The sequence below is a fragment of the Pseudomonas sp. HR96 genome (assembly GCF_034059295.1).
Classification (GTDB): Bacteria; Pseudomonadota; Gammaproteobacteria; order Pseudomonadales; family Pseudomonadaceae; genus Aquipseudomonas.
On sequence record NZ_CP139141.1, the window covers coordinates 934,105 to 951,383 of the forward strand.

Genomic DNA, 17,279 nt, shown 5'->3' on the forward strand with positions numbered 1-17,279 from the left:
CATGCGGCACATTATTTCCCTTCTGCTGGAAAACGAACCGGGTGCGTTGTCGCGAGTGGTCGGGCTGTTTTCCCAGCGCAACTACAATATCGAAAGCCTGACCGTGGCGCCGACCGAGGACCCGACCCTGTCGCGTCTGACGCTGACCACCGTGGGCCATGATGAGGTGATCGAGCAGATCACCAAGAACCTTAACAAGCTGATCGAAGTGGTCAAGCTGGTCGACCTGTCGGAAAGCGCGCACATCGAGCGCGAGCTGATGCTGGTCAAGGTCAAGGCCACCGGCGCCCAGCGTGCCGAGATCAAGCGCACCACCGACATCTACCGTGGGCAGATCGTCGACGTCAGTGCCAGTGTGTACACCGTGCAGCTGACCGGGACCAGCGACAAGCTCGACAGCTTCATTCAGGCTATCGGCACCGCCTCGATCCTCGAAACCGTGCGCAGTGGCGTCACCGGTATTGCTCGTGGCGACAAGGTTCTGAGCATTTAACCGTTTATTCGGCCCTTTGCGGCCACACCTATTCAAACGGCCCCAAGGGGCCAGGATACCAGGGGATATTTCATGAAAGTTTACTACGACAAAGACTGCGACCTTTCCATCATCCAGGGCAAGAAAGTCGCCATCATCGGTTACGGTTCCCAGGGCCACGCCCAGGCGTGCAACCTGAAAGACTCCGGTGTAGACGTCACTGTCGGTCTGCGTAAAGGTTCGGCGACCGTTGCCAAGGCTGAAGCCCACGGCCTGAAAGTCGCCGACGTGGCCACCGCCGTTGCTGGCGCCGACCTGGTCATGATCCTGACCCCGGACGAATTCCAGTCCCAGCTGTACAAGAACGAAGTCGAGCCGAACATCAAGAAGGGCGCCACCCTGGCCTTCTCCCACGGCTTCGCCATCCACTACAACCAGGTGGTACCGCGTGCCGACCTCGACGTGATCATGATCGCGCCAAAGGCTCCTGGCCACACCGTACGCACCGAGTTCGTCAAGGGCGGCGGTATCCCTGACCTGATCGCCGTTTACCAGGACGCTTCGGGCAATGCCAAGAACGTCGCCCTGTCCTACGCTTCGGGCGTCGGCGGCGGCCGCACCGGCATCATCGAAACCACCTTCAAGGACGAGACCGAAACCGACCTGTTCGGCGAACAGGCCGTTCTGTGCGGCGGTACCGTCGAGCTGGTCAAGGCCGGTTTCGAAACCCTGGTCGAAGCGGGCTACGCGCCGGAAATGGCCTACTTCGAGTGCCTGCACGAACTGAAGCTGATCGTCGACCTCATGTACGAAGGCGGCATCGCCAACATGAACTACTCGATCTCCAACAACGCCGAATACGGCGAGTACGTGACCGGCCCGGAAGTCATCAACGCCGAGTCGCGCCAGGCTATGCGTAACGCCTTGAAACGTATTCAGGACGGTGAATACGCCAAGATGTTCATCAGCGAGGGCGCAACCGGCTACCCTTCGATGACCGCCAAGCGTCGCAACAACGCTGCTCACGGCATCGAGATCATCGGCGAGCAACTGCGCTCGATGATGCCGTGGATCGCTGCGAACAAGATCGTCGACAAAGCCAAGAACTGATCCGGTTCGGCTCGACAGGAACGCGGCCTTGGCCGCGTTTTTTCGTTTTGGTGGCGTGCTTCTGGTATAAAGCTGCAACCTTTGCCGTCGAACCCATGTCGCCGGCTCGTGTCGAAATTTTTTACAGCCTTGCAAGGTAAACTCAATGAGCGAACGTCCCGAAGAGCCCAATCAGGCCTCTGACGCCGAAAGCCTGCTGCCCATCGATGAGCATGTCGAGGAAGGCCACGACGCCGAAGGACGCAAAGTCCGTCACCGTGGCATCTACCTGCTGCCCAACCTGTTCACCACGGCGAACCTGTTCGCCGGTTTCTACTCGATCATCAACTCGATCAGCGCCCAGAGCGCCGGCGATCCGCAGCAGGCGAGCAAGTACTTCGCCTATGCGGCCATCGCGATTTTCGTGGCGATGATCCTCGACAGTCTGGACGGGCGTGTCGCGCGCATGACCAACACGCAAAGCGCTTTCGGTGCCGAGTATGACTCGCTGTCCGACATGGTCGCCTTTGGTGTAGCGCCGGCGTTGCTGGCATTCGGCTGGGCACTGGGCGACATGGGCAAGGTCGGCTGGATGGTCGCCTTCATCTACGTGGCCGGAGCCGCGTTGCGCCTGGCGCGCTTCAACACTCAGGTCGGCACCGCCGACAAGCGCTACTTCATCGGCCTGGCCAGCCCGGCCGCGGCAGGCGTAGTGGCCGGTACCGTGTGGGCGTTCAGCGACTACGGTATCCAGGGTTCGAAGATGTCCTTCCTGGTGGCGCTGCTGGTGGCGGCCGCCGGCATGCTGATGGTCAGCAACATCAAGTACAACAGCTTCAAGGAACTGGACCTCAAAGGGCGCGTACCCTTCGTGGCCATCCTGGCCGTGGTGCTGGTATTCGCCGTGGTATTCAGCGATCCGCCGCGCGTGTTGCTGCTGATTTTCCTTGCCTATGCGGCTTCCGGGCCGGTGCAATACCTGCTCAAGATGCGTCGCCACAAACGCTAGGCAAATCGCGCATACTCCGTAGTATCCAGGTCAACAGCCTGATGCTACGGAGTTGCCATGCTGATCAAGCTTCCCAGGCCTTGCGATTGCACGCAGTCGCAGGTCACCCCCGAACCCCTCTATCTTTCACGCCGCCGCCTGCTCGGCAATTCGCTGGCGCTTGCCGGCGTCAGCAGCCTGCCGCGCTGGGCGACAGCGGCCGATGCCTCGCGTTACGCCGACGTCGAAGCCGGCAACGCGCCTGGCTGGTTCGCCGAAAAGCTGGCGCAAACCCGATGGCAAGCCACGACGGTGGCGGGGGAGGGCATCACTCCTTATAAAGACGCCACTCACTACAATAACTTCTACGAGTTCGGCACTGACAAGGGCGATCCTGCGGCCAATGCCGGCACCCTGAAAACCGAGCCCTGGTCGGTGGTCATCGACGGCGAGGTGGGCAAGCCCGGGCGATACGCTCTGGAGGACTTCATCAAGCCGTATGCCTTGCAGGAGCGGATCTACCGGCTGCGCTGCGTCGAGGCCTGGTCAATGGTCATTCCGTGGCTGGGCTTTCCCTTGGCGGATCTGCTCAAGCAGGTCGAACCGACTTCCAGAGCGAAATTCATTCGCTTCGAGACCCTGCAGGATCCCCAGTCCATGCCGGGCCAGCGTTCCAGCTTTGCCCTGATCGATTGGCCGTATGTAGAAGGGCTGCGCCTGGATGAGGCGATGAATCCGCTGGCGATACTTGCGGTAGGGATGTATGGGCGCGAACTGCCCAATCAGAACGGCGCGCCATTGCGTCTGGTGGTGCCGTGGAAGTACGGCTTCAAGAGTGGCAAGTCGATCGTGCGCATCAGCCTGACGGCCGAGCAGCCGAAAACCACCTGGCAGCAGATCGCACCGAGCGAGTACGGCTTCTATGCCAACGTCAACCCCACGGTCGACCACCCGCGCTGGACTCAGGCGCGCGAGCGCCGCTTGCCCAGCAGCCTGTTCAGCCCCAATGTACGAGAGACCTTGATGTTCAATGGTTACGCTGACGAAGTCGCGTCCTTGTATCAGGGTATGGATCTGCGGAAGAACTACTGATGCGATATCCGTTGTGGCGCCTTGGCGTGTTTCTGTTGATCGGCTTCTGGCCGGTGTGGTGGGTGTATCAGGCATGGTTGTTCGCCCTTGGGCCTGACCCGGGCAAGGTGCTGGTGGATCGCCTGGGTTTGGGCACTTTGGTTCTGGTGTTGGTGACCCTGAGCATGACGCCCTTGCAGCGCCTGACGGGCATGCCCTTCTGGATCGTGGTGCGTCGCCAGCTTGGCCTCTGGTGTTTCGCTTATGTGAGCCTGCACCTGGCCGCGTATCTGTTCTTTGTGCTGGGGCTGGACTGGAGCCAGCTCGGGGTGGAGTTGCGCAAGCGGCCGTACATCATTGTCGGGTCTGTGGCTTACCTGTGCTTGATGCTGCTGGCGCTGACCTCCAATCGCTTCAGCCAGCGCCGGCTCGGTGCGCGTTGGCGCAAGTTGCACCAGCTCATCTATATAGTGCTGGGCTTGGGCCTCCTGCATTTCCTCTGGATAGTGCGGGCCGATCTGCAGGAATGGTCGGTGTATGCCGGCATTGGTGTGCTGCTGCTGGTGCTGCGAGTGCCAGCAGTGGCGAGGCGAATCCCGCGTATTGGTGGGCGAAAACAACTTTCTGCAACAAAGTTGTGAACGAGGGGTTGACGCCCCTTCAGATCTCTCTATAATTCGCCCCACTTCCGGCGCAGACGAAACGGAAAACTCCTTGAGATTCAATGAGTTAACCGAAGTAAACAGCGAGGTGGAGCTTCGATACGGGCTTCGGTCTGACGATCGAAAGCGGTGAGAAAAGGTGGTTGACAGCGGTTTGAAACGCTGTAGAATTCGCCTCCCGCTGACGAGAGATCGAAGCGAGTCAAGTGTTTGGTTCTTAACGAGATTGTCGTTAAAAACTTCAAAATAAACCCTTGACAGGCTCTGAGGAAAGCGTAGAATGCGCGCCTCGGTTGAGACGAAAGAATCAACCAACCGCTCTTTAACAACTGAATCAAGCAATTCGTGTGGGTGCTTGTGAGATAAGACTGATCGTCACTAGATTATCAGCATCATAAGTTACTCCGCGAGAAATCAAAGATGTAACCAACGATTGCTGAGCCAAGTTTAGGGTTTTCTCAAAACCCATGCAGTATTGAACTGAAGAGTTTGATCATGGCTCAGATTGAACGCTGGCGGCAGGCCTAACACATGCAAGTCGAGCGGATGAGAAGAGCTTGCTCTTCGATTCAGCGGCGGACGGGTGAGTAATGCCTAGGAATCTGCCTGGTAGTGGGGGACAACGTTTCGAAAGGAACGCTAATACCGCATACGTCCTACGGGAGAAAGCAGGGGACCTTCGGGCCTTGCGCTATCAGATGAGCCTAGGTCGGATTAGCTAGTTGGTGGGGTAATGGCTCACCAAGGCGACGATCCGTAACTGGTCTGAGAGGATGATCAGTCACACTGGAACTGAGACACGGTCCAGACTCCTACGGGAGGCAGCAGTGGGGAATATTGGACAATGGGCGAAAGCCTGATCCAGCCATGCCGCGTGTGTGAAGAAGGTCTTCGGATTGTAAAGCACTTTAAGTTGGGAGGAAGGGTTGTTTCCTAATACGAAGCAATTTTGACGTTACCGACAGAATAAGCACCGGCTAACTCTGTGCCAGCAGCCGCGGTAATACAGAGGGTGCAAGCGTTAATCGGAATTACTGGGCGTAAAGCGCGCGTAGGTGGTTTGTTAAGTTGAATGTGAAATCCCCGGGCTCAACCTGGGAACTGCATCCAAAACTGGCAAGCTAGAGTAGGGTAGAGGGTGGTGGAATTTCCTGTGTAGCGGTGAAATGCGTAGATATAGGAAGGAACACCAGTGGCGAAGGCGACCACCTGGACTCATACTGACACTGAGGTGCGAAAGCGTGGGGAGCAAACAGGATTAGATACCCTGGTAGTCCACGCCGTAAACGATGTCAACTAGCCGTTGGGAGTCTTGAACTCTTAGTGGCGCAGCTAACGCATTAAGTTGACCGCCTGGGGAGTACGGCCGCAAGGTTAAAACTCAAATGAATTGACGGGGGCCCGCACAAGCGGTGGAGCATGTGGTTTAATTCGAAGCAACGCGAAGAACCTTACCAGGCCTTGACATCCAATGAACTTTCCAGAGATGGATTGGTGCCTTCGGGAGCATTGAGACAGGTGCTGCATGGCTGTCGTCAGCTCGTGTCGTGAGATGTTGGGTTAAGTCCCGTAACGAGCGCAACCCTTGTCCTTAGTTACCAGCACGTTAAGGTGGGCACTCTAAGGAGACTGCCGGTGACAAACCGGAGGAAGGTGGGGATGACGTCAAGTCATCATGGCCCTTACGGCCTGGGCTACACACGTGCTACAATGGTCGGTACAGAGGGTCGCCAAGCCGCGAGGTGGAGCTAATCTCACAAAACCGATCGTAGTCCGGATCGCAGTCTGCAACTCGACTGCGTGAAGTCGGAATCGCTAGTAATCGCGAATCAGAATGTCGCGGTGAATACGTTCCCGGGCCTTGTACACACCGCCCGTCACACCATGGGAGTGGGTTGCACCAGAAGTAGCTAGTCTAACCTTCGGGAGGACGGTTACCACGGTGTGATTCATGACTGGGGTGAAGTCGTAACAAGGTAGCCGTAGGGGAACCTGCGGCTGGATCACCTCCTTAATCGACGACATCATCTGTTTCATGAGCACCCACACGAATTGCTTGATTCATTGTAGAGACGATTGGGTCTGTAGCTCAGTTGGTTAGAGCGCACCCCTGATAAGGGTGAGGTCGGCAGTTCGAATCTGCCCAGACCCACCAATTTGGGGCCATAGCTCAGCTGGGAGAGCGCCTGCCTTGCACGCAGGAGGTCAACGGTTCGATCCCGTTTGGCTCCACCATATTTGGTACCCTCGTTGTAAAGCTTAGAAATGAGCATTCCATCAGATGATTGATGCGTGAATGTTGATTTCTAGTCTTTGACTAGATCGTTCTTTAAAAATTTAGGTATGTGATAGAAGTATAGACTGGATAGCACTTTCACTGGTGTTGTTCAGGCTAAGGTAAAATTTGTGAGTTACTCTCAATTGACTTGAGAAAGCAAATTTTCGGCGAATGTCGTCTTCACAGTATAACCAGATTGCTTGGGGTTATATGGTCAAGTGAAGAAGCGCATACGGTGGATGCCTTGGCAGTCAGAGGCGATGAAAGACGTGGTAGCCTGCGAAAAGCTTCGGGGAGTCGGCAAACAGACTGTGATCCGGAGATGTCTGAATGGGGGAACCCAGCTGTCATAAGACAGTTATCTTGTACTGAATGCATAGGTGCAAGAGGCGAACCAGGGGAACTGAAACATCTAAGTACCCTGAGGAAAAGAAATCAACCGAGATTCCCTTAGTAGTGGCGAGCGAACGGGGACCAGCCCTTAAGTGGCTTGGAGATTAGCGGAACGCTCTGGAAAGTGCGGCCATAGTGGGTGATAGCCCTGTACGCGAAAATCTCCTTGTCATGAAATCGAGTAGGACGGAGCACGAGAAACTTTGTCTGAATATGGGGGGACCATCCTCCAAGGCTAAATACTACTGACTGACCGATAGTGAACTAGTACCGTGAGGGAAAGGCGAAAAGAACCCCGGAGAGGGGAGTGAAATAGATCCTGAAACCGTATGCGTACAAGCAGTGGGAGCAGACTTTGTTCTGTGACTGCGTACCTTTTGTATAATGGGTCAGCGACTTATTTTCAGTGGCGAGCTTAACCGAATAGGGGAGGCGTAGCGAAAGCGAGTCTTAATAGGGCGTCTAGTCGCTGGGAATAGACCCGAAACCGGGCGATCTATCCATGGGCAGGTTGAAGGTTAGGTAACACTGACTGGAGGACCGAACCGACTACCGTTGAAAAGTTAGCGGATGACCTGTGGATCGGAGTGAAAGGCTAATCAAGCTCGGAGATAGCTGGTTCTCCTCGAAAGCTATTTAGGTAGCGCCTCATGTATCACTGTAGGGGGTAGAGCACTGTTTCGGCTAGGGGGTCATCCCGACTTACCAAACCGATGCAAACTCCGAATACCTACAAGTGCCGAGCATGGGAGACACACGGCGGGTGCTAACGTCCGTCGTGAAAAGGGAAACAACCCAGACCGTCAGCTAAGGTCCCAAAATCCTGGTTAAGTGGGAAACGATGTGGGAAGGCTTAGACAGCTAGGAGGTTGGCTTAGAAGCAGCCACCCTTTAAAGAAAGCGTAATAGCTCACTAGTCGAGTCGGCCTGCGCGGAAGATGTAACGGGGCTCAAACCAGGTACCGAAGCTACGGGTATCATCTTATGATGATGCGGTAGAGGAGCGTTCTGTAAGCCTGTGAAGGTGAGTTGAGAAGCTTGCTGGAGGTATCAGAAGTGCGAATGCTGACATGAGTAACGACAATGGGTGTGAAAAACACCCACGCCGAAAGACCAAGGTTTCCTGCGCAACGTTAATCGACGCAGGGTTAGTCGGTCCCTAAGGCGAGGCTGAAAAGCGTAGTCGATGGAAAACAGGTTAATATTCCTGTACTTCTGGTTACTGCGATGGAGGGACGGAGAAGGCTAGGCCAGCTTGGCGTTGGTTGTCCAAGTTTAAGGTGGTAGGCTGAGATCTTAGGTAAATCCGGGATCTTAAGGCCGAGAGCTGATGACGAGTGTCCTTTAGGACGCGAAGTGGTTGATGCCATGCTTCCAAGAAAAGCTTCTAAGCTTCAGGTAACCAGGAACCGTACCCCAAACCGACACAGGTGGTTGGGTAGAGAATACCAAGGCGCTTGAGAGAACTCGGGTGAAGGAACTAGGCAAAATGGCACCGTAACTTCGGGAGAAGGTGCGCCGGTGAGGGTGAAGGACTTGCTCCGTAAGCTCATGCCGGTCGAAGATACCAGGCCGCTGCGACTGTTTATTAAAAACACAGCACTCTGCAAACACGAAAGTGGACGTATAGGGTGTGACGCCTGCCCGGTGCCGGAAGGTTAATTGATGGGGTTAGCGCAAGCGAAGCTCTTGATCGAAGCCCCGGTAAACGGCGGCCGTAACTATAACGGTCCTAAGGTAGCGAAATTCCTTGTCGGGTAAGTTCCGACCTGCACGAATGGCGTAACGATGGCGGCGCTGTCTCCACCCGAGACTCAGTGAAATTGAAATCGCTGTGAAGATGCAGTGTATCCGCGGCTAGACGGAAAGACCCCGTGAACCTTTACTATAGCTTTGCACTGGACTTTGAATTTGCTTGTGTAGGATAGGTGGGAGGCTTTGAAGCGTGGACGCCAGTCTGCGTGGAGCCAACCTTGAAATACCACCCTGGCAACTTTGAGGTTCTAACTCAGGTCCGTTATCCGGATCGAGGACAGTGTATGGTGGGTAGTTTGACTGGGGCGGTCTCCTCCTAAAGAGTAACGGAGGAGTACGAAGGTGCGCTCAGACCGGTCGGAAATCGGTCATAGAGTATAAAGGCAAAAGCGCGCTTGACTGCGAGACAGACACGTCGAGCAGGTACGAAAGTAGGTCTTAGTGATCCGGTGGTTCTGTATGGAAGGGCCATCGCTCAACGGATAAAAGGTACTCCGGGGATAACAGGCTGATACCGCCCAAGAGTTCATATCGACGGCGGTGTTTGGCACCTCGATGTCGGCTCATCACATCCTGGGGCTGAAGCCGGTCCCAAGGGTATGGCTGTTCGCCATTTAAAGTGGTACGCGAGCTGGGTTTAGAACGTCGTGAGACAGTTCGGTCCCTATCTGCCGTGGACGTTTGAGATTTGAGAGGGGCTGCTCCTAGTACGAGAGGACCGGAGTGGACGAACCTCTGGTGTTCCGGTTGTCACGCCAGTGGCATTGCCGGGTAGCTATGTTCGGGAAAGATAACCGCTGAAAGCATCTAAGCGGGAAACTTGCCTCAAGATGAGATCTCACTGGAACCTTGAGTTCCCTGAAGGGCCGTCGAAGACTACGACGTTGATAGGTGGGGTGTGTAAGCGCTGTGAGGCGTTGAGCTAACCCATACTAATTGCCCGTGAGGCTTGACCATATAACACCCAAGCAATTTGCGTCGAATGACCAGATTGCGGTGTTGTGAAGACGACAACAGCACGAAAATTTGCGACTCACAAACATCACATACCTGATTTGCCGAGTTGTCCCTCAAAAGACACCTCAGCACCCGAATTTCTTGACGACCATAGAGCATTGGAACCACCTGATCCCATCCCGAACTCAGCAGTGAAACGATGCATCGCCGATGGTAGTGTGGGGTTTCCCCATGTGAGAGTAGGTCATCGTCAAGATTAAATTCCAGAACCCCATCTGCTCGCGCAGATGGGGTTTTGTTTTTGTGCCTGGAAAAGCCCAAGCCAGTCTCTGCTGCCATGCAGGGCCTGGTGCAATGTGGGCAATGTGGGAGTGGGCGCAGCCCACGATCTTTTGATCTTGAAGATCAAACCGGCCTGACGGCCTCTCGGGGGCTTTGCCCCCTCCCACAACCCACCTCTCCCACTAGAGCGGAAGGCTTGCGAATCCGCGACCCCTGATCGCGGCTTTCCTCTGGGATCTGGTTGCTGTAAATGCCTTCCAGCCGCCTCCCATCAGCCCCTGCTGGCCTCAAGACCATGGCGCAATGTTTCCAGCTGCTCTGCAGAGCTGCAAATCCCTAGAGTCAGGGCTTCAATGCGCTCAAGGAGCTTCGCATGACTTATAAATTCCATCCAGACCTGAGCTTCGCCGCTGATATTTATTGGCAGCAATCCTCCACAAGCAATGAGCCTCTGCGCGTGACCGCACCCGGTGACCTGACCAACGAGGGCGATGGGTGGCTATGGGCGGGGGTGCCTAGGGAGAGGCCGAAGTCCGCCCCTGGCTTGAGGCGGCAAAATTTCTGGTTTGGCTGCTATTCGAAAGATGGCAAATACTGTTACCAGATCCGGGGACGGACGCCAGGCAGTCTGGAGATTGTCGTTACTCGTCAGCTCGATGTAAGTCGTAACGGGTACCTCGGGATGTATCCATTGCCCAGTGCGCTTGACGTCGTCAGTCCACTGGCCATCATTCGTGGCCTCGAACACATGGCCGTGGAATATCCCATAGCGTTCTGGACAGTCGATGGCTTTGATACCGAGAACCTGAAAATAGGACAGACCACTTGGAATATAACGCTCGTTAGTCCCAACGGCAGGGAAGTCAAACGTAGCGTAGAGGACGGGTGGTGCTATCTGAACGACAGCAAAGGTGAATCCGTCGCATTCGGGATAGAGGTCAATGAGATCCTCGATAACGGCCCCAGATACGGCGCACGCTAGTAAGGACGGGTCGCTGTACCTGATTCAGGGCTACAGCGACCCGCACCGTTTAACGCACTTAGGCTTCAAGCGCCTCGGCAGTGACTTTCAGTTCGTCATGCCGACGAATGATCTTCCAGTCTGCCTCATCGATGTAGATACCTTCCGGCCCGCTGCCCCCTTCCAGATCGATCGCCACCCGTGCCGACACCTGCGGCTTTACGCTCGCCAGAATCGGCACGAAGCCCAGCTGCAGACTGGTCTCCAACAGGGCCGCCTGATTGCGCTCATCGATGTCCGCCGCTTCGTCCAGGTAGTACGGCAAGCGCACCCGCCCGGCACGCTCGCGGTCCATCAGGTGCAGCAACAGGTACATGTTGGTCAGCGCCTTGATGGTCATGGTGGTGCCGTTCGACGCGGCGCCATCGATGTCGGTGTGGATCACCGGCTGGCCGTTGACCTTGGTGATCTCGAAGGCCAGCTCGAACAGATCCTTGAGGCCCAACTGATTGTGGTTGGCGGCGACCAGGCGTGCCAGATACTCCTTGGCCTCCTCGTTCCTGTTGTCCTGTTCGGCGCTTTGGCTCAGGTCGAACACCGACAGGGTCTCGCCCTCCTCGTACTGCCCGGCGCTGTGGATGATCTGGTCGATGTGCTTGAGCGCCTCCTTGTTTGGCGCCAGCACGATGCGAAAGCTCTGCAGGTTGGAGACCTGGCGCTTGTTGATCTCGCGGTTGAAGAGGGCCAGTTGGTGCTCGAGGCTGTCGTAGTCGCTGCGAATGTTGCGCAGAGTTCGGGCGATGTCGGTGACCGCCGCGCGGCGGGCCTTGCCCAAGGTCAAGGCTTCGTCGGTGCGGTGCGCGTAGGCGTTGATCAGCAACTGCAGGCGACGCTCCATGTCGTCCTCGCTGTCGAACTTGGCCACGCCCTTGAGGCGCACCTGGGCATATAGCGCCTCGATTTGCCCGTCGGTGCGCAGCAGCCCCTGCCAGCTGTCCTGGTAGTCGTTGAGCAGTGGCAACAGGTTGTCCATGGAGTCGTCCACCGGCTCCATGAAGGGCGTACCGAAGGGCAGGTCGGCGGGCAGCAGCTGACGGCGGCGCAACGCGTCGTCGAGGGTGCGTTGCTTGGCTTCCAGGTCCGACAGCTGCCGGCCCACCAGTTGCAGCTTGGCCGACAGCTGCTGGACGCGCTCGGTGAAGGCGTCGCTGGAACGCTTGAGGTCGTCCTGAGCGGCTTCCATCTGCGCCAGTTGCTCCAGCTTCTCGCCTTCCTCGGCACTCAGAGTTTCGGCGCGGCGGAAGTCTTCCAGAGCCTTCTGCGCGTCCAGCACCTGCTGATACAGCGCTTCGGTCTGACTCTTGCTGGCCGCGCGGTCGGCGGCCACGGCCTGTTGGGTCTTGAGCTGCTTGAGCTCCTTTTCCAGGCGCTCCTTCTGGTCGCGCAGGGCCGCGCGGTCGGCCAGGGCCTGCAGCGCCGGCGGCTCGATGTTGGACAGGTCGATGGACAGCCCCGGCACTTCGAAGCGCTCACCCTTGAAGCCATCGAGGATGGCTTCCAGCGACTTGACCCAGGCGTCGCCGTCGTCCAACGCGATGCCTTGCTCGCCCAGCGGCAGGCTGAACAGCGCGCTGTTGAACAGGCGCATCAGGCGCTCGACATCCGGCTGGGAGAACTCTTCGCGCAGGCGCGCATAGCTGTTGTTGTCGGCGTGATCCAGTTGCTGGCGCACCGACTTCAGACGTTTTTCCAGATCGCGCAGTCGCTCGTCGAGGTCCTCGGCACTGAACTGCCGTGACTGGGCCAGGGCCCCGGCCAGCTCGTCGTGGGCGTCCTTGGCGGCCAGCAGTTGCTGTTCCAGGACCTTGACGTCGTTGACCAGGGCAAAGCGGTGCTTGAGCACCGACAACTCGCCCAGCCAGCGCTGGATCCCGGTGATCTCGCGCTCCAGGCGCATCAGCTCCTGGGTCCCGCCGCGCTGGTCGTTCTGCAGTGAATCCTGCTCGCCGCGGTAGTGCTCGGCCTGGATTACCAGCTCCTCGCGGCGTGCCCCGGCGTAGTCCTGCCAGGTGCCCAGCAGCGAATCGAGCAAGGGCGACAGGCGATGCAGCTTGCCGCGCAGGATGTCGCGGGTCTTCACGCCGTTAGCCAAGGCCTCGACCAAAGGCCCGGCGGCCACCAGCGAGTTGTAGTCCTGCTCCATGCGACGCACGTCGCGGAAGGCCTCTTCGCAGGCGGCGATGTAGTCGACGCTGCCCGAACGCAGGCTGTGCTCGAAAGCATCGAGGAACAGCTGCTTGAGCTTGGCTGCGGTGATCTCGCGCATGTGCAGCAGGTTGATGAACAGCGCGCGGAAAGTCTTGAGGCTCTGCTCGCTGGTGGAGCGCAGCGGGATCAGGGTCAGGTCCAGCGGGATCGAGGTGTGTCCGCCCACCAGCAGGCGGCGCAGCTCGTCGGGCTTGAGTTCATAGGCCTTGAGGCCGTTGCGCTCCAGATTGTTGAACAGCTCCTTCTGGCGCAGGCAGGTGCCGTCCTTCTGGTAGTGGGCCAGGTCGAGGTCGCCGGCGTAGGCGAAGAACTGGTGACCAAAGCCGCCGCCCGGGCCGCGCCCAACCACGCCGATGACGTGGCGGCCATGGGGCAGCGAGACCTCGCAGAGGATATAGCTGGTGTCGGTGGCGAAGTAGAACCGGCGCGACTGCTCCAGGCTGTACTTGCCGAAACTCATGTCGGACATGCGCGCCAGGATGGGGAATTGCAGCGCGTTGATCGAGGCACTCTTGCCCAGGTTGTTGGCGCCGTACACCGACAGCGGGTGCTCCAGCGGAAACAGGCCGAGGCTGTAGCCGGCGGTGTTCAGCAAGGCAAATCGGCGGATGCCGTAGCGTTCCTGGCTCATGCGTCGATCTCCTGCTCGTGGGCGGCGCGCTGTTCATCGGCGATGGCGCGGGCCAGGGCGTCTGCCTCGGATTCTTCGGTGAAGGGGCTGAGGTCGAGCGGGTCGTCGGTCTCCAGCAGTTTCTCGTCGCTGTCATCGTCGACCAGCACCGGCGTGGGCAATGGCAAGGCGCTGTGCAGGCTGGCGGCCAGGTCGCGGTCCTGCTGCACGGACAGGCACACGTCGAGGAAGCGGTGCATCGGCGGCAGGAAACGGTAGATGCCGTTGTCTTCGGCAGCGAAACCCAGCTGGGTCATGCGGCGCAGGATCTTCTCTTCCAGCTCCTCCTGGGTCTGCACCTCGGCCTGCAGGAACAGGTCCTTGTACTTGTCCAGCAGCGACGGCAGCTCGTCGCGGCCCAGGCTGCCGCCGTCGAGCACGGCGATCGGATCGCGACCCTGGTCGGCCAGGTGCTCGACCAGAATGAAAGTAAACAGGGACAGGCGTTGCGCGGTCTTGTTGACCTGGGCGGCGGCCATTTCCGGCACGAAGTAGTAGAAACCCCGGGTGTCGCACACCAGTTCGAAGCCCAGGGCCTTGAACAGCCCGCGATAGGTGTCCTGGAAGTTCGACAGCTGGGCGTACAACTCGGGGTCGCGACGGCTGATGTGAAAGCCCTTGAACAACTCGCGGAAGATCGGCGCCAGTTGGGTCAGTTCGGATAGATCAAGATGCATGGGAGGTGCTCGCAGAGGGTTCCGACTCGGGGCTTGCAGCCGCAGGGGCGCCGGAAAGCAGGGCGAAGGAGCGCAGGCTGACCTGGTGCTCGCGGGTATGGTAATCGCGGCGCTCCAGGCGCTCGCGGGCAAAGCGTTTATCCCGCGACAGGCGCGAGAACCAGTACAGCAATTCGTCGGTCGCGCCATTGGGCTCCTGGTCCAGCAGCCAGACCATCAGGTCGGGCAGCGGCAGGGCGCTCTCGCAGCGTTCGAGCATTTCCTTGACCGTGCGCGGCCCGCGACCCGGCTCCGGGCGCTGCTGCTTGTGCGACTTGGGAAACTGCGCCGGCCGCGATTCGAAGCGCGCCAGGGCATACACATAGGCTTCCACCTGGCTGGCACTGCCGAGAAAGGTGCTTTGCGGGCGGGTAAACAGCGGCAAGGCGGCATGGGGCACCGCGTCCAGACCCTTGCGGCGAATGGCCGAGAGCGCCAGGGCCGCCCCGCGGGTGACGGCATTGTGCCGGCGTGCTTCTTCACGCAACGGCAGCAGCAGTTCGCGGGCATGGCGCAGGGTCAGCTGGGCGCTGGTCTGCATTTCCAGGATGCGCGCATGGGTGCGCAGCAGCATGTCGTCGTCCACCAGGTGGCCCAGGCGCTGCTGCTCGGTGAGCAGGCGCAGCAGCACGTTCTCGACCTTGCGCACGCCCTGCTCGAAGGCGCCGTCGGCGTTGACCAGCTGGATCATCGGTTCGATGTATTCGTCCCAGGTCGCCAGCACTTCGGCGTAGCGCTGGCGCAGCGGGATCTGCCGATCGCTGGTCTTGGCCCGCTCGGCGACCGCTACCAGTGCCTGCTCGTCGTTTGCCAGCTTCTTGAGCACGTCGCGCACGCGCATGTCGAGCAGGCGCAGCTGGCGCGCCAGGTCGGCGCCGTCGCGGATGTCGAAGGCGTCCTGGATGTGCCCGGCCAGGCGCTCCAGATGGCGCAGATAGGCTTCGATTTCCAGGCACAGCCCCAGCCGGTGTTCACGGCGCAGGTAGGCGAGGAAGTCGTGGATCTGGGCGTTCAGCTCGAAGCGGTTGGGGCTCTTCGCCACAGGCACCAGGATGTCCAGGCGGATCCACACGTCCAGCAGGCTGGTGATGTCCTGCGGCGTGCTGTCGGCCTGCTGGGCGGCCAGTTGCAGGCGCAGTTCGCTGAGGCTCAGGGTGCCCTGGTCGAAGTGTTCGCACAGGGGTTCGAGCAGTGCCCAGTGCTCGGCGAGGGCGCGCAAGACGCGCTTGGGTTCGATCATTGGATGGCCAACTTGGTGGGTGGTTGCCAAAGGAAAAGCGCCGATTGTACTGCATGATTCGCCGCGCGATCGGCCCTGTCATCGCAGGATGTGCATTTGTCGCGATGAGGGGCGGCGCGCGGCGGCGAACAGCGGTAGAATTGCCGACTTTCACTTACCCACAGATGGCCGCCACTTGCTGAACGAGCCCCGCCGCCGCGCCTACCTGGATGCCATGCAAGTGGTGCCCTGGCTGCCACGCACCGAACTGCCATTCGCCGCGCCCTCGCGCGAGTGGCTGCTGGCGCCACAGGCGCCGGTAGAGGTGGCGCCCGCGCCAGTGGCCACGGCAGCGACTCCCGCGTCAGCAGCGCCGCCGCGCACGGTCGAACGGCCGAAGATCGAGGTGCCGCGCCCCGCCGCCAAGATGGCGGCCAAGGTGGCTGCCGAGCCGACTACGCCCGCCGCTGTGGTGGAGAAGGCCGTGCAGGCTCCGGCGCCGCGCTTTGCCCTGCAATTGCTGCGCTCGGGGCCTTGTCTGATTCTGGTCGAGCTGGTCACCGGCGAGCCGTTCCAGAGCCGCGACCCCAGCTACGTGCTGCTCAAGGACCTGCTGCGCGCCGCCGGCCTGCCCGACAGCCCGCAGATCATCGGCGAGCCGGTACGCTGGCCACTTTTGCAGCGCGGCAACCTCGATCAGGGGCCGGAGGCGGCGCGGGACTTCGTTCAGGGCTTCGTCCAGGCGCAGCTCGAACAGGCGCCATCCCTGTGCCTGTGGCTGGTCGGCCTGCCGGCGGTGCGTTTCGCCGGCGAGGCCAACGCCGAGGATTACGACCGCGAGCTGCAGGTCGAAGGCCTAGGCAATGCCTGGGCATTGCCCAGCCTGGAGCTGTTGATGGATGAGCCGCAGCGCAAGGCCAGCCTCTGGCGTGCCATGCGCCGATTGATGCCGCGCTGGAAACAGCGAGAAGAGTAATAGCCCCGATGAGCGATGCAGTAACCTTCCGCCTGATGACCGAGGCGGACCTCGACGCCGTACTGAAAATCGAATACGCCGCCTACAGCCATCCCTGGACCCGCGGCATTTTCGTGGATGGCATGAAGTCCTACGCCATCTGGTTGATGTTCGAGGGCAGTCAACAGGTCGGGCATGGGGTGATCAACGTGATCATCGACGAAGCGCATCTGCTCAACATTACCGTCAAGCCGGAGAACCAGGGCTGCGGGCTGGGGCTCAAGCTGCTCGAGCACCTGATGGCCGAGGCCTATGCGATGAAAGGCCGCGAGTGCTTCCTTGAAGTGCGCGACAGCAACCGCTCGGCCTACCGGCTGTACGAACGCTTCGGCTTCAACGAGATTGGCCGGCGCCGCGATTACTACCCGGTCGCAGGTGGCCGGGAAGATGCGATCGTGATGGCCTGCACCCTGTTCGAATAGGCAGAAAAAGCTCGGGGGCTTTGCCCCCTTCCACCTGTTGCGCCCCACACCGGTCAATCAG

Annotated in this window: 11 protein-coding genes, 2 tRNA genes and 3 rRNA genes; 13 read left to right on the plus strand and 3 right to left on the minus strand. The window is 59.1% G+C overall.

The genetic code is table 11. The annotated features are described in order from the left end of the window. Position 1: 1 nt before the first annotated feature. The 11 genes from ilvN to SFA35_RS04430 all read left to right on the plus strand — a co-directional run bounded on the left by ilvN (position 2) and on the right by SFA35_RS04430 (position 10,929). Positions 2-493 carry an acetolactate synthase small subunit gene (gene ilvN / locus SFA35_RS04380; RefSeq protein WP_320575586.1) on the plus strand — a complete coding sequence of 164 codons (492 nt, stop codon included), beginning with the start codon at positions 2-4 and terminating at the stop codon, positions 491-493. Positions 494-565: 72 nt separating this feature from the next. Further along, positions 566-1,582, plus strand: coding sequence for a ketol-acid reductoisomerase (gene ilvC / locus SFA35_RS04385; protein ID WP_320575587.1), 1,017 nt, complete (start codon positions 566-568; stop codon positions 1,580-1,582). 145 nt (positions 1,583-1,727) lie between these two features. After that, entirely contained in the window at positions 1,728-2,570 is an 843-nt protein-coding gene (pssA, locus tag SFA35_RS04390) for a CDP-diacylglycerol--serine O-phosphatidyltransferase (RefSeq protein ID WP_320575590.1), read from the plus strand. Positions 2,571-2,627: 57 nt separating this feature from the next. Beyond that, positions 2,628-3,641, plus strand: coding sequence for a protein-methionine-sulfoxide reductase catalytic subunit MsrP (gene msrP, locus SFA35_RS04395; RefSeq protein ID WP_320575592.1), 1,014 nt, complete (start codon positions 2,628-2,630; stop codon positions 3,639-3,641). Further along, positions 3,641-4,261, plus strand: a complete 621-nt coding sequence (gene msrQ / locus SFA35_RS04400) for a protein-methionine-sulfoxide reductase heme-binding subunit MsrQ (RefSeq protein WP_320575594.1) — start codon at positions 3,641-3,643, stop codon at positions 4,259-4,261. The genes msrP and msrQ overlap by 1 nt, the downstream gene beginning before the upstream one ends. Before the next feature lie 498 nt (positions 4,262-4,759). Further along, a 16S ribosomal RNA gene (locus SFA35_RS04405) occupies positions 4,760-6,296 on the plus strand. Between the two features lie 64 nt (positions 6,297-6,360). Next, a tRNA-Ile gene (locus SFA35_RS04410) sits at positions 6,361-6,437 on the plus strand. Positions 6,438-6,441: 4 nt separating this feature from the next. After that, positions 6,442-6,517: transfer RNA gene (locus SFA35_RS04415), tRNA-Ala, on the plus strand. 255 nt (positions 6,518-6,772) lie between these two features. After that, a 23S ribosomal RNA gene (locus SFA35_RS04420) occupies positions 6,773-9,665 on the plus strand. Between the two features lie 140 nt (positions 9,666-9,805). Next, positions 9,806-9,921 (plus strand): 5S ribosomal RNA (gene rrf / locus SFA35_RS04425). Together the 16S, 23S and 5S rRNA genes with 2 tRNA genes alongside form the textbook arrangement of a ribosomal RNA operon. A 399-nt stretch (positions 9,922-10,320) precedes the next feature. Continuing rightward, on the plus strand, positions 10,321-10,929 hold the full coding sequence (locus SFA35_RS04430) for a hypothetical protein (protein WP_320575596.1): 609 nt from the start codon (positions 10,321-10,323) through the stop codon (positions 10,927-10,929). A 58-nt stretch (positions 10,930-10,987) separates the two neighbouring features. On the opposite strand, the gene mksF is transcribed toward SFA35_RS04430, so the two are convergent. The 3 genes from mksF to mksB are packed head-to-tail and all read right to left on the minus strand — an operon-like array spanning position 10,988 to position 15,802. Then, positions 10,988-13,807 carry an Mks condensin complex protein MksF gene (mksF, locus tag SFA35_RS04435; protein ID WP_320575599.1) on the minus strand — a complete coding sequence of 940 codons (2,820 nt, stop codon included), beginning with the start codon at positions 13,805-13,807 and terminating at the stop codon, positions 10,988-10,990. After that, a complete protein-coding gene (mksE, locus tag SFA35_RS04440) occupies positions 13,804-14,523 on the minus strand; it encodes an Mks condensin complex protein MksE (protein ID WP_320575602.1) in 720 nt (239 codons plus the stop codon). The genes mksF and mksE overlap by 4 nt, the downstream gene beginning before the upstream one ends. Then, entirely contained in the window at positions 14,513-15,802 is a 1,290-nt protein-coding gene (gene mksB / locus SFA35_RS04445) for an Mks condensin complex protein MksB (protein WP_320575604.1), read from the minus strand. The genes mksE and mksB overlap by 11 nt, the downstream gene beginning before the upstream one ends. A 175-nt stretch (positions 15,803-15,977) precedes the next feature. Between mksB and SFA35_RS04450 the strand changes: the two genes are divergently transcribed. Further along, a complete protein-coding gene (locus SFA35_RS04450) occupies positions 15,978-16,757 on the plus strand; it encodes an energy transducer TonB (RefSeq protein WP_320575606.1) in 780 nt (259 codons plus the stop codon). 8 nt (positions 16,758-16,765) lie between these two features. Next, positions 16,766-17,218 carry a ribosomal protein S18-alanine N-acetyltransferase gene (gene rimI / locus SFA35_RS04455; protein ID WP_320575608.1) on the plus strand — a complete coding sequence of 151 codons (453 nt, stop codon included), beginning with the start codon at positions 16,766-16,768 and terminating at the stop codon, positions 17,216-17,218. Positions 17,219-17,279: the final 61 nt, after the last annotated feature.

Excerpts from the sequence above, each read along its gene's own strand:
- ilvN (WP_320575586.1), top strand. The coding sequence starts at position 2 with ATGCGGCACATTATTTCCCTTCTGCTGGAAAACGAACCGGGTGCGTTG.
- ilvC (WP_320575587.1), top strand. The coding sequence starts at position 566 with ATGAAAGTTTACTACGACAAAGACTGCGACCTTTCCATCATCCAGGGC.
- pssA (WP_320575590.1), top strand. The coding sequence starts at position 1,728 with ATGAGCGAACGTCCCGAAGAGCCCAATCAGGCCTCTGACGCCGAAAGC.
- msrP (WP_320575592.1), top strand. The coding sequence starts at position 2,628 with ATGCTGATCAAGCTTCCCAGGCCTTGCGATTGCACGCAGTCGCAGGTC.
- msrQ (WP_320575594.1), top strand. The coding sequence starts at position 3,641 with ATGCGATATCCGTTGTGGCGCCTTGGCGTGTTTCTGTTGATCGGCTTC.
- SFA35_RS04430 (WP_320575596.1), top strand. The coding sequence starts at position 10,321 with ATGACTTATAAATTCCATCCAGACCTGAGCTTCGCCGCTGATATTTAT.
- mksF (WP_320575599.1), bottom strand. The coding sequence starts at position 13,807 with ATGAGCCAGGAACGCTACGGCATCCGCCGATTTGCCTTGCTGAACACC.
- mksE (WP_320575602.1), bottom strand. The coding sequence starts at position 14,523 with ATGCATCTTGATCTATCCGAACTGACCCAACTGGCGCCGATCTTCCGC.
- mksB (WP_320575604.1), bottom strand. The coding sequence starts at position 15,802 with ATGATCGAACCCAAGCGCGTCTTGCGCGCCCTCGCCGAGCACTGGGCA.
- rimI (WP_320575608.1), top strand. The coding sequence starts at position 16,766 with ATGAGCGATGCAGTAACCTTCCGCCTGATGACCGAGGCGGACCTCGAC.